At 59.6% G+C, this 12,873-nt stretch carries 8 protein-coding genes; 6 read left to right on the plus strand and 2 right to left on the minus strand.

Features of this window, described 5'->3' with window-relative positions; all coding sequences use genetic code 11:
• Nucleotides 1–208: 208 nt before the first annotated feature.
• Nucleotides 209–2,875: a pyruvate, phosphate dikinase gene (gene ppdK, locus DXB44_RS04145; protein WP_055185467.1), complete on the minus strand. Its 2,667-nt coding sequence runs from the start codon at nt 2,873–2,875 to the stop codon at nt 209–211.
• A 418-nt stretch (nt 2,876–3,293) separates the two neighbouring features.
• Here ppdK and DXB44_RS04155 point away from each other — a divergent pair, with 418 nt between their 5' ends.
• The 5 genes from DXB44_RS04155 to DXB44_RS04175 all read left to right on the plus strand — a co-directional run bounded on the left by DXB44_RS04155 (nt 3,294) and on the right by DXB44_RS04175 (nt 10,185).
• On the plus strand, nt 3,294–4,052 hold the full coding sequence (locus DXB44_RS04155; protein WP_118657843.1) for a UDP-N-acetylglucosamine diphosphorylase: 759 nt from the start codon (nt 3,294–3,296) through the stop codon (nt 4,050–4,052).
• 24 nt (nt 4,053–4,076) lie between these two features.
• On the plus strand, nt 4,077–4,598 hold the full coding sequence (locus DXB44_RS04160) for a hypothetical protein (protein WP_118657844.1): 522 nt from the start codon (nt 4,077–4,079) through the stop codon (nt 4,596–4,598).
• Nucleotides 4,599–4,743: 145 nt separating this feature from the next.
• Entirely contained in the window at nt 4,744–5,322 is a 579-nt protein-coding gene (gene pth, locus DXB44_RS04165) for an aminoacyl-tRNA hydrolase (protein WP_118657845.1), read from the plus strand.
• A gap of 184 nt (nt 5,323–5,506) precedes the next feature.
• Nucleotides 5,507–9,022 carry a transcription-repair coupling factor gene (gene mfd / locus DXB44_RS04170; protein ID WP_118657846.1) on the plus strand — a complete coding sequence of 1,172 codons (3,516 nt, stop codon included), beginning with the start codon at nt 5,507–5,509 and terminating at the stop codon, nt 9,020–9,022.
• A 35-nt stretch (nt 9,023–9,057) separates the two neighbouring features.
• Complete coding sequence (locus tag DXB44_RS04175; RefSeq protein WP_118657847.1) at nt 9,058–10,185, plus strand: foldase; 1,128 nt, start codon at nt 9,058–9,060, stop codon at nt 10,183–10,185.
• Nucleotides 10,186–10,259: 74 nt separating this feature from the next.
• Here the strand turns inward: DXB44_RS04175 and DXB44_RS04180 are convergent, their stop codons facing one another.
• Nucleotides 10,260–12,029 (minus strand): sugar-binding domain-containing protein, encoded by a 1,770-nt coding sequence (locus DXB44_RS04180; RefSeq protein WP_118657848.1) that lies wholly within the window; start codon nt 12,027–12,029, stop codon nt 10,260–10,262.
• A gap of 189 nt (nt 12,030–12,218) precedes the next feature.
• Between DXB44_RS04180 and DXB44_RS04185 the strand changes: the two genes are divergently transcribed.
• Entirely contained in the window at nt 12,219–12,608 is a 390-nt protein-coding gene (locus DXB44_RS04185) for a hypothetical protein (protein ID WP_118657849.1), read from the plus strand.
• Nucleotides 12,609–12,873 lie beyond the last annotated feature (265 nt).

Consider the following 12,873-nt stretch of genomic DNA (forward strand, 5'->3'; position numbering starts at 1 on the left):
TCCGGCTATCATGAAAATCCATGAATAAAATTTGTTGCTTACCCTATTCTTTCTATCACTTATCATTTTCCATCTTCCAGTATCTTACAGTCTGCATTGTTTTCAACCTGCTTCACACCTTACATAAGAAAAAACTCCCCCTGATCTCCTGTTGCGGAAATCAGGGGGAGTTGATGCTTTACTTGTGCTTTTTCAAGCGCTCACGCAATCACTTGCGGGGGTTCTTGATCGCAGCCTGAGCAGCAGCCAGACGTGCGATAGGCACACGGAAGGGAGAGCAGCTGACGTAGTCCAGACCGACGTTGTGGCAGAACTCCACGCTCGTGGGGTCGCCGCCGTGCTCGCCGCAGATGCCCAGACCCAGATCGGGGCGGGTCTCACGGCCGTCGTGAGCAGCCATCTTGACCAGCTTGCCGACACCGATCTGATCCAGATGCTGGAACGGATCGCTCTCGTAGATCTTGTTCTCGTAGTATGCGCCCAGGAACTTGGCAGCGTCATCACGGCTGAAGCCGAAGGTCATCTGGGTCAGGTCATTGGTGCCGAAGCTGAAGAACTCAGCTTCCTTAGCGATCTCGCCGGCAGTCAGGGCTGCACGGGGGATCTCGATCATGGTACCGACCTGATACTTCATATCAACGCCAGCAGCAGCGATCAGCTCGTCAGCAACCTTGACGACAACGTCCTTGACGAACTTCAGCTCCTTGACCTCGCCGACCAGCGGGATCATGATGTGCGGGGTGATCACATGGCCGGTCTCAGCAGAGACGTTCAGAGCAGCCTTGATCACAGCGCGGGTCTGCATAGCAGCGATCTCGGGGTAGGTAACAGCCAGACGGCAACCACGGTGACCCATCATGGGGTTGAACTCGTGCAGAGAAGCAACCACATTCTTCAGGTCTTCGTAGGTCATGCCCATGTCGGCAGCCAGTTCCTTGATGTCCTCGTCCTTGGTGGGCAGGAACTCGTGCAGGGGCGGGTCCAGATAACGGATGGTCATCGGGCGCTCACCCATGATGCGATACATGGCCTCGAAGTCGCCCTGCTGGAACGGCTCAACCTTGGCCAGAGCAGCCTCGCGCTCTTCCACGGTGCGTGCGCAGATCATCTCGCGGACAGCCTTGATGCGGTCCTCAGCGAAGAACATGTGCTCGGTACGGCACAGGCCGATGCCCTCAGCACCCAGATCCACTGCCTGCTGTGCGTCACGCGGGTTATCAGCGTTGGTCATGACCAGCAGCTGACGAGCTGCGTCTGCCCAGCCCATGAAGCGGTTGAAGTTCTTGTTGCCGGTAGCTGCCACGGTAGCGACCTGCTCGCCGTAGATGTTGCCGGTGGAGCCATCAATGGAGATCCAGTCGCCCTCAACGAACTTGTGGCCGTTGATCTCGAAGGTCTTGGCCTCCTCATCGATCTTGACCTCGTTGTCGTTGCCGCAGCCGGAGACACAGCAGGTGCCCATACCACGGGCAACAACGGCTGCGTGGCTGGTCATGCCGCCGCGAACGGTCAGGATGCCCTGAGAGACCTGCATACCCACGATATCCTCGGGGCTGGTCTCCAGACGCACCAGAACGACCTTCTTCATCTTGCCGGACTTGACCATCTCCTCTGCCTCTTCAGCAGTAAAGACGATCTGGCCACAGGCAGAACCGGGAGAAGCTGCCAGACCCTTGCCGACGACCTCTGCAGCCTTCAGGGCAGCAGCGTCGAACTGGGGATGCAGCAGGGTATCCAGCTGCTTGGGCTCCACGCGCAGGACAGCCTCCTGCTCGGTGATCATGCCCTCGTCCACCAGATCGCAGGCGATCTGCAGAGCAGCCTGTGCAGTACGCTTGCCGTTACGGGTCTGCAGCATATACAGGTGGCCGTCCTCAATGGTGAACTCCATATCCTGCATATCGCGGAAGTAGTTCTCCAGACGGGTAGCGATCTCGACAAACTGATCGTACACCTCAGGCATCTGATCCTTCAGGTGGCTGATGGGAGAAGGAGTGCGCACGCCGGCAACAACGTCCTCGCCCTGTGCATTGATCAGGTACTCGCCCATCAGCTTCTTAGCGCCGGTGGCGGGGTCACGGGTGAAAGCAACGCCGGTGCCGGAACGGTCGCCGGAGTTACCAAAGGCCATCTGCTGCACGTTGACAGCGGTGCCCCACTCGTAGGGGATCTCGTTCATCTTACGGTAGACGTTTGCACGGGGGTTATCCCAGCTGCGGAACACAGCCTTGACAGCCTCGATCAGCTGATCGCGGGGATCCTGCGGGAAGGGACGGCCTTCGTTCTCCTCGTAGATCTTCTTGAAGGTGCCGACCAGTTCCTTCAGGTCGTCAGCAGTCAGGTCCACGTCATTCTTGACGCCCTTGGCTTCCTTCATCTTGTCGATCTCGACCTCGAACAGGCTCTTCGGGACCATCATAACGACGTCGGCGAACATCTGCACAAAGCGGCGGTAGCAGTCGTATGCAAAGCGGGTGTTGCCGGTCTTTTTAGCCAGACCCTCAACAGCCTCGTCATTCAGGCCCAAGTTCAGGATGGTGTCCATCATACCGGGCATGGACTGACGTGCGCCGGAACGGACGGAGACCAGCAGGGGGTTGGTGTTGTCGCCGAACTTCTTGCCGGTGATCTTCTCCAAGCCCTTGAGGTGCTCAAAGATGTCAGCAGTAATTTCGTCATTGATCTGACGGCCGTCTGCGTAGTACTGGGTGCAGGCGTCGGTGGTGATGGTGAAGCCCTGCGGCACCGGCATACCGGCTGCGGTCATCTCGGCCAGACCGGCACCCTTGCCGCCCAGCGTGTTCTTCATGGTGACCTTGTCACCGCCGAAAGCTTCATTGCCTTCGCTGAAGTAGTACAGATACTTTTTGCTCATGCGTTGTTTACCTCCCATTCGTGACCGGCGGCATGGCAGCCGCGGTCTCATCGTTTGCCTTGTCTTGAACGTACGATGAACATTGTTTTATGAATGCTAAACTATTATACCAGAAAATCCATTCCTTTCCACCATGCAAAATCCCGAATTTGTCTGTTATTTTTTATGCAAATCCCTTGAAATTTGCCAAGTTTTAAGGTAGTATAGAATGGGAGAAAGTTCGAGAGGTTTTTTGTTTGTACACGCGATTTCTCGTCCTGTTGGATACAACTTTCTATCCCTGTAACTTTTCAAATTCTATTTTGTCGGAACAAAGCTTTCCGTAGCGGGGTGCTGGGGCGGACAGGCAACATTTTTTCCGGTCGCCTTTTCTGTCTCTCTTCCGCCGCGCGCTTTGGTGGGAAGGGAGATTTTTTTCATGCAGAATCCTATTTCTGAGCAGGCCCGTGCCGCTGCTCTGGCACAGCTGGACGCCGCCGAGGCTGCCCGCGAGGACATCCTTGTGCAGCACATTGCAAACGGCGTGGTCATTGACAGCCGCACCGTGCAGATCGCCCCGGAAGTGGTCATTGCCCCGGGTGCTGTCATTCTTGCAGGCACCATCCTGCGGGGCAAGACGGTCATCGGCGCAGGCTGCGTCATCGGCCCCAACACCCTGATCGAGGACAGCACCGTGGACGAAGGCACCACCGTGAACGCCAGCCAGATCTACGGCAGCCATATCGGCCCCCACAACAACATCGGCCCCTTCACCCATGTGCGGGTGAACACTGTCACCGATTACGGCGTGCATCTGGGTGCCTATGTGGAGACCAAGAACTCCAACTTTGCCCGCGGCAACACCGTGAGCCACCTGACCTACATCGGCGACAGCGATGTGGGCAAGTACTGCAACTTTGGCTGCGGCACCGTCACCTGCAACTACGACGGCAAGGATAAGTTCCGTACCCAGATCGGCGACTACTGCTTCATCGGCTGCAACACCAACCTTGTGGCCCCGGTCAAGGTGGGCAACGGTGCTTACACCGCCGCCGGCAGCACCATCACCAAGGATGTGCCCGCACAGGCACTGGGCATTGCCCGGGAGCGCCAGACCAATCTGGACGGCTGGGCAGCGCCCAAGATGGAAGCCTACATCGCCAAAAAGCAGAAGCTGGAAAACGAGCAGAGCAAGTAACGCTCTGTCGGAAGGGAGCTGCCTATGAAGTCTGAAAACTTTCGCAAGCAGGCGCTGAGCCTTGTCCTTTTCTTCGCGGCTGTTGCCGCCGTGTTTGCCCTGACCCGTCTGCGCAGCGACCCCGCCAAAAAGCAGGCCGAGTTCGTGGTGCAGCAGCTGCTCTCCTGCTCCTCTGCCGTAGAGCAGGCCGTGGATGCCGCCGCGCCCGCCGGCAGTGAACCGGGGCTTGCTGCTGTGGACACCGATGGTCTGTACGCCTTTCTTCAGGCGCAGCTGGGCGATGCCATGACAGCCGACTGCCTGAACAAAGTCATGGCAAACCGCCTGCCCACCCGCATCACCGCGCTGGCCGGGCAGTCCGGCGGCAAGCTGGTGCCCAGCGACCTCACCCTGAAAAAGCGCGCCGGGGCAGAAAACTGCTACGATTTTTCCGCCGCCCTGCTGACCGCCACGGACAGCACCGCCGCCGCGCAGGTGTCCGGCACCATCACCATGGTGAAGGAGGATGGCCGCTGGAAGGCCTCTGCCATCACGCTGAACCTGTAATATAATGCTTCCCTGCCCCTGTGCCCTGCGGCATGGGGGCATTTTTTTGCCCATTTTTCGCTTATAATGTATATCTTTTTGCGCGCGCGTATGTTATACTTAGATGTTGTATCACACTATTATCAGAAAAAGGTATTATCACATCATGAATGAAAACGATATCTGGCTCATTGCAGGGCTGGGCAATCCCGAAGCAAAGTACGATGGCACCCGCCACAACGCCGGTTTTGCCGCGCTGGACGCGCTGGCCGACAAGTGGCATATCTCTGTGTCCAAGACTAAGTTCCAAGGCCTGTGGGGACAGGGCCAGGTGGACGGCCACAAGGTAGTGCTGCTGAAGCCCCTGACCTACATGAATCTCTCCGGCGATTCCATCGCCCCCATGGCGGGCTTTTTCAAGATCCCCGCCGACCATGTGCTGGTGCTGTGCGATGACATTACGCAGGCACCCGGCAAGCTGCGCATCCGCCCCTCCGGCTCTGCGGGCGGGCACAACGGCCTGAAGAGCATCATTGCCCGGCTGGGCGGGGAGAATTTCCCCCGCATCCGCATCGGCATCGGCGCAAAACCCCACCCGGACTACGACCTTGCCGCATGGGTGCTGGGCAAGTTCCCGCCGGAGGACGCCAAGGCCATCGCCGACCGTTACGCTGACCTTGAAGCCGCCGCAAAGCTTATCATGGACGGTAAGCTGGGTCTGGCGCAGAGCAAGTATAACGGGTAAGCGGAATGAACCCTCTCAGTCGCCTGACGGCGACAGCTCCCCCGAGGGGGGAGCTTTTCCGCATCACCCCATAAACTTTCCCTTAAACGATAAACAAAATCTCTTTGTCAAAAGCTCCCCCTTTCGGGGGAGCTGGCATCGCGTCAGCGATGACTGAGAGGGTTTTGAGAAAGGAGGTTTTTCCATGTACGAAGCCTTACTCAAGGCCACCCCGGAATATCAGAAGGTCGCCGCAAGCTTTGGCTCGGCAGGGCCGGCGGCGCTGTTCGGCTTGCCGCCCGCAGGCAGGGCGCTGCTGTATGCCGCCCTGCAAAAAGACCTTGACCGGGTGCTGTGCATCGTGACCCCCGGCGAGGCCGAGGCCACCCACTTTGCGGACGACCTCAAGGCGCTGGGGCTTACTGCTGCGGTGTTCCCCCCGCGCGACTTTATGCTGCGCCCGGTGGAGGGCGCAGGCCGCGAGTACGAGTACCGCCGCCTTTCGGTGCTGGGCGCACTGGCGGGCGGGCGGCTGCAGGCCGTCTGCGTGCCCGCCGAAGCGCTTTTGCAGTACACCGTGCCCCGGGCTGAGTTCATTCAGAATACCCTCACCTTAAAGCCCGGCATGGTGTATAACCGCGAAGCACTGGTGGCGCGTCTGTTCGCCGCCGGGTATGTGCGGCGCAGTCAGGTGGATGGCCCAGGGCAGTTCAGCGTGCGCGGCGATATTGTGGATATCTACGCGCCGGATATGCGTCAGCCTGCCCGCGTGGAGTACTGGGACGACGAGATCGACTCCATGTCCTCCTTTGACCTGCTGACCCAGCGGCGGGACGGCGCACTGGAAAAAATATACCTCTCCCCTGCCCGCGAGGTGCTGTTCGGCAGCACCGCCGAGACTGCCGAAGCGCTGCGCGATGCCATCAAAAAGGCGCGCGGCAAGCGCCGCACTGCGCTGGAAAAGGCCACCGAAGCCGATCTTTCCCAGCTGGATTCCGGCCTGATGCCGGAGGCTATGGATAAATATTACGGCATCCGTTACCCCGCCCCCGCCACGCTGCTGGACCATCTGGACGCGCCGCTGTTCATTCTGGATGAAGTTGGCGGCATCCGGGATGCCCAAAAGGCCACTGAGTTCCGCCGCAGCGAGGAGCTGACCGGACTGCTGGAAGAGGGCGTACTCTGCCCCGGGCTGGATGTGCTGTACCAGACCATGGACGATCTTGTCATTGCCGCCCAGAACCACAGCACCCTGCTGTGCGAGAATTTTCTGCGCGGGATGAACGAGTTCAAACTGAAAGACCTCATCAACGCCGAGGCCTTTGCCGCCCCTAACTGGAACGGCGACCTTGCCTCCCTGCGGGAGGACTTAGACCCGCTCATCGCCCAAGGCTATGCCGTCACCCTGTTTGCCGGTACCCCCAAGGGCGCAGCTGCCCTGACCCGCGACCTTGCCGACAAGGGCTATTCCGTGAGCATGAGCCGGGATGTGCGCCCTGCCAAGGGGATTTTGCAGGTGCTGCCCGGGCACCTGACCGCCGGGTGCACCTTCCCCTTTGCCCATGCGGCGGTGCTTTCCAGCCGCCGCCACGGGCTGGACGAGGAAGCCGCCGCCGAAGCAAAAAAGCGCAAGAAGAACAAAAACGCCCTGTCCAGCCTTTCAGACATCAAGCCCGGAGACTATGTGGTGCACCAGAGCCACGGCATCGGGATGTACGCCGGGATCCAGCGGTTAGAGGTGCAGGGCGCTACCAAGGACTACCTCAAGGTGCAGTATTCCGGCTCGGACGTGCTGTATGTGCCGGTGACCCAGCTGGATCTGCTCAGCCGCTACACCGCCCCCGGCGATGAGGAAAAGGTAAAGCTGGCAAAGCTGGGCGGCACCGAGTGGCAGCGCACCCGCGCCAAGGTGAAAAAGGCCACCGAGGAGATGGCGCAGGAGCTGATCGAGCTTTACGCCCGCCGCCGTCAGGCCACGGGCTACGCCTTCCCGCCGGACGGCGACTGGCAGCGGGACTTTGAGACCCGCTTTGACTACGACGAAACCGACGACCAGCTGCACGCCACCGCCGAGATCAAGCAGGACATGGAAAAGGGCTACCCCATGGATCGTCTGCTCTGCGGCGATGTGGGCGTGGGCAAGACCGAAGTGGCGCTGCGCGCCGCCTTCAAGTGCATCATGGGCGGCAAGCAATGCGCCCTGCTGGCACCCACCACCCTGCTGGCGTGGCAGCACTACAACACCCTGCTCTCCCGCATGGAGGCCTTCCCGGTGAAGATCGGGATGCTGTCCCGCTTCCGCACCGCAAAACAGCAGAAGGAGACGTTGCGCGGCTTACAGGCCGGCAGCGTGGATATCGTGGTGGGCACCCACCGGCTGCTGTCCAAGGACGTAAAGTTCCACGACCTCGGTCTTGTCATCATCGACGAGGAACAGCGCTTTGGCGTGAAGCACAAGGAAAAGCTGAAGGAAAACTTCATCGGGGTGGATATGCTCACCCTGTCGGCCACCCCCATTCCCCGCACATTGAACATGGCAATGAGCGGCATCCGGGATCTTTCCACCATCGAGCAGCCGCCCATCGAGCGCCAGCCGGTGGAAACCTTTGTGCTGGAATACAACGATGTTATTCTGGCCGAAGCCATGAAGAAGGAGCTTGCCCGGGGCGGGCAGGTGTACTACCTGCACAACCGGGTAGACAACATTGAAGCCTGCGCCGCCCATGTCAGCCAGATGGTGCCGGGTGCGCGGGTGGGCATCGCCCACGGCAAGATGACCGAGGAGGAGCTGAACCCCGTGTGGCAGCACCTGCTGAACGGCGAGATCGACATTCTGGTCTGCACCACCCTTATCGAGACCGGCATTGATGTGCGCAACTGCAACACCCTCATCATTGAGGATGCAGACCGCATGGGTCTGGCGCAGCTGTACCAGATCCGCGGGCGGGTGGGGCGCTCCGGCCGCAAGGCCTACGCCTACTTCACCTTCCGCCGGGACAAGACCCTGACCGATATCGCCCAGAAGCGGCTTTCTGCCATCCGGGAGTTCACCGCCTTCGGCTCCGGCTTCCGCATCGCCATGCGGGATCTGCAGATCCGCGGCGCGGGCAGTCTGCTGGGGCACAGCCAGCACGGCCACATGGAAGCCGTGGGCTACGACCTCTACGTTAAAATGCTGGGACAGGCCATCTCCCGGGCACGGGGCGAGCCTGTCCAGCGGGACAAGAGCGATTGTCTTGTAGACCTGCGGGTGGACGCCTTCATCCCGGAAAAGTATATCCCGGACGGCGCGGGACGTATCGAAGCCTACAAGCGTATTGCCGCCATCCAGACCCCGGAGGACGCCGCCGATGTGCTGGACGAACTTATCGACCGCTACGGCGACCCGCCGCCCTCGGTGAGCGATCTGGTCAACGTCTCCCTTGTCCGCGTGCAGGCCGCTGCCGTGGGCGTGTACGAGGTGACCCAGAAGAAGGATACGCTCGTGCTGAATCTGGAAACGCTGGACCTTGCCATGATCCGCGGCCTGTTACAGGCTTTCAATGGCCGTGTCACCGCCGGGGCGGGCACAAAGCCCTATCTCTCGGTGGTATTACAGCCGGACGAAAAGCCGCTGGAACTGCTGCAAAACATCCTGAAAGCAATGGCAGATATCCTGACCGGCACCGAACGCGAAAAAGCTCCCCAAACAGGGGGAGCTGGCACGCGCAAGCGTGACTGAGCAGGTTTTATAAAAACAAACAAGGAGCAAAACGCATGAAAAAGAAACTGCTTGCGCTGGTATGCGCACTTGCACTGACCGTCAGCCTTGTGGGCTGTGCACTCTCCACCCCGGACACCGTAGGCAAGATCGGCGATTTTGAGGTGACCAGCGGCCTGTATCTGCTGGCGCAGTACGATGCCTACCAGCAGGCTGCGCAGCTGGCAGACTCTGAGCAGGACACCAGCAAGGTAAAGTCCTTCCTCAAGGCCACCATCACCACCGATGCCGACACCGGCGAGACCGCCGTGGTAAAGGACTATGTGGCGCAAAAGACCCTTGAGACCCTGCAGACCCTTGCCGCCGTAGACGCCCGCTTTACTGAACTGGGCGGCGAGCTGACTGAGGAACAGAAGTCTGCCGCCGACAGCTACGCCCAGCAGCTGATGGATAACTACGGCGACACCTACACCGCCAACGGCATCGGGCTGGAGACTTTGAAGCTGTTCCAGCAGCTGCAATACAAGCACACCCTGCTGCTGGATCTTGTCTACGGCAAGGACGGCGAGACCCCTGTGGAGGACGGCGAGCTGACCGAGCATCTGGACAGCACCATGTACGAGATCGGTTTTATCACCGTGCCCCTGTACAACACCAGCACCTTCGCTTTTGCCAGCGATGACCAGAAGGCCGAGATGCTCTCCCTTGCCCAGAAGGCTGCGGACAGCTACAACGCCGCCGCCCCGGAGGACACTTCCAGCCAACTGACCGCCTTCAACAGCATCGCAAGCAGCGCACTGACCGATATCTGCGCCGTGCTGGACGCCGAGGTTCCCTCCACCAGCACCCTGCAGACCGACCTGCTGAGTGAAAGCGACTTGACCGACGCCTTTACGCAGGAGGGTGCCGCCGATACCCTGCGCGGCCTTGCCTACGGGCAGGCAGCTGCCATCCAGTACTCCGGCTATGCCCTGATGCTGGCCGTCCGTCTGGACCCGCTGGGCGTCTCCACGCTGGATGCTCTGCGCAGCCAGATTCTGAGCGACCTGAAGGGCGAGGAGCTGGACGACGCCCTTTCCGCCTACGGTGCTCAGATGGCGAGCAGCCTGAGCAGCTCTGCCATGAGCAAGCTGCCCGCCGCCAAGATCGTGAACGCCACCAGCACCAACAGCGCCAACAGCTAATGGCTTTGTAAAAACAACAACGCCCGGGTTTTCCACATCCTTTCTGCGGAAGGTGGAAAACCCGGGCGTTGTTGTTATTTTATTACTTTTGCAAACTCTGCGGCAAGGGCGGCGTTCACCGAACGGACGGCGTTGGCGTCCGGCTTGATGGCGGTGCGATCGTAGGTGAACAGGCCGTTCACCTCGTCCTCCACGTCGGTCAGCTGGGTGTACACCAGCGCCGAAAGCCCCTTTTGCAGCTGCGGCAGCACCGTGCCCAGCTGCAATTTTTTGTAGCGGGCGGTCAGCTCCTCCCGGCTTTTGGCCGTGCCGTAGCCGTAGGTCCTGCGGGGCGGCTCGTGCCCGGGCATGGGCCATGCAATACCGCCGTATTCGCTCAGGGCCACGGTGCGGGTCTGCGGGCGCACCCGCAGGGGGTAGAAGTAGTTGTGCAGGGAGTATACATCCCCGCCGCCCTGATCGTACCAGCCGCTGGCTTCGTCCACAAGACGGGTGTCGTCCAGTGCGCGGATGGCTTGCACTGCCCCAGCGGCATCGTACTGTCCCCAGCCCTCATTGAAGGGCACCCAGCAGCCCACGCAGGGGTGACAGCGCAGCACCTTCACCGTATCTTCCAGCTCCCGGCGGTATTCGGTGCGGCTGCTTTCGCTGCCCCGGCTCAGCAGTCCCCACAGCGCCGCCTTGTCCGGCAGGCGGCGCATAAGCGGCTGCAAAACATTGGTCAGGTAGGTGACGAACCACAGGTTATACTTACTGCCGCCGTTGACCATATCCTGCCAGACTACAAGCCCCAGCCTGTCGCAGTGGTAGTACCAGCGCTGCGGCTCTATCTTTGCGTGCTTGCGCAGCAGGTTGTAGCCCAGCGCCTTTACCTCGCTCAGCTCCCGTTCCACCGCCGCATCCGAGGGCGGGGTGTACAGTCCCTCCGGCCAGTAGCCCTGATCCAGCAGGCCGTTGAGCAGGATAGGCTTGTCGTTCAGGCAGAAGCGCAGCACGCCCCTTGCGTCCGGTGTGCAGCTCCACTTGCGCAGGGCAAAGTAGCTGTGCACGGTGTCGAACTGCTCTTCCTCTCCCTGCGTAGTGCCCACGGTCAAATCGTACAAAAAGGGCGTGTCCGGGCTCCATGGGAAGAAATACTCGTCCGCAATATGCAGCGTCACCTCACCGTCCTGGTCGGCCTCATCACCGCCCCAGTCCTCGGCAATGGTCACGCCCCCGGCGCGCACCACCGCCCACAGGTTCGCCGCGCCGCCGGGTGCAGAGGTATGGGCTTTCACGGTCACGGTGCGGGCATCGTAGTCCGGCGTAACGGTGAGAGACTGGATGTAATTTTCCGGCACCCGCTCCAGCCAGACCGTCTGCCAGATGCCGCTCTGCGCGGGGTAGAACATCCCACCGGGCTGCAAAGTCTGCTTGCCCCGCGCCTGTGTGCCGTGGCCGGTGGGATCCTGCACCGCCACCCACAGGCTGTTGCGGCCTGTGCCGTTGAGCTGCGCGGTGATATCCAGCGTAAAGGGCCAGTAGCCGCCCCGGTGACCGCCCACCAGATGGCCGTTCACCTGCACGGCACAGGCGTAGTCCACTGCACCGAAATGCAGCAGCACCCTGCCGCCCGTCCCGGCGGGCGGCGCAAAGTACCGGTGGTAGTGCAGCCACTGCCCGGGCTGCAATGTGCGCCCCACCCCGGAGGCGCGGCACTCCGGCGCGTAGGGCACTAAGATCTCACCGTCCCAGCCCGCCGGGCGCTGTGCCGAGGCGGTGATGGCGTACTGCCACGGGCCGTTCAGGTTCTCGTAGCTGTCCCGGCGCATGGCGGGGCGGGGATATTCCGTCAAAGGATGCATACACTCACCAGCCTTTTCTACTCGTTTGCTCCATTCTAGCACAGCCCGGGGCATTTGTATACCGGGGAGCGGACGATTTTCACGGGAGAGGTCACAGCGGGAAATCGCAGACACAATGGGAAACAAGCGTCTGCCTTTACAGCCATATAAAATCGTGTTATACTTTATTTTATCGACAATGACAGGAGCGTGGAGATAATAATTCTGACGGTTCTCGGTAATTTAGACCCTACTCCACTTATTTCAACATTTGGGCATCTACAAACCACGGAAGTCATTATAACAGATGAGAGAATCGCTCATATCAAGGAACGCCATCCAGAAGATTATAATTTGTTTGAACAGTACGGGCGTGACTCTATACTTTCTCCAGACATCCTGCTTCAAGACTTAAAGAACGCAGGCACGATATTTGCTGTAAAGAAGCTTCCTGATACAAATCTGAATGTCGTTATCCGTTTAGTCTTGGATACAGATAACCCGGATTTTAAAAATTCCGTTATGACATTTTATCGGATTCGCGATAAAAATCTGAAAAAACTCATGGAGCGGAACCCCATTCTTTACATCAAAGAATAAAAATGCTATAATAATCATAGGATAAGGTTGCATTTGAAGTAGAGAATGTGCTGCTACACGCCCATCGGGCCAAAAGAAATGTGGGAAGGGGCACACCCACCAAATGCCAATCGATGGGGAACGGTTTCAACGCCGTTCCCCGTTCCTGTTCATAGGCCTGTTTAACCACGATGCGCACCACGCACCGTGGTTTTTCTTTTTTATAATATAAAAAGAGCCGCCACACGGCGGCATGGCTGTGCGGCGGCTTTGTGAGAAGGTTGGA

The sequence above is a fragment of the Faecalibacterium sp. OM04-11BH genome (assembly GCF_003482185.1).
In the GTDB taxonomy this organism is placed as follows: Bacteria; Bacillota; Clostridia; order Oscillospirales; family Ruminococcaceae; genus Faecalibacterium; species Faecalibacterium tardum.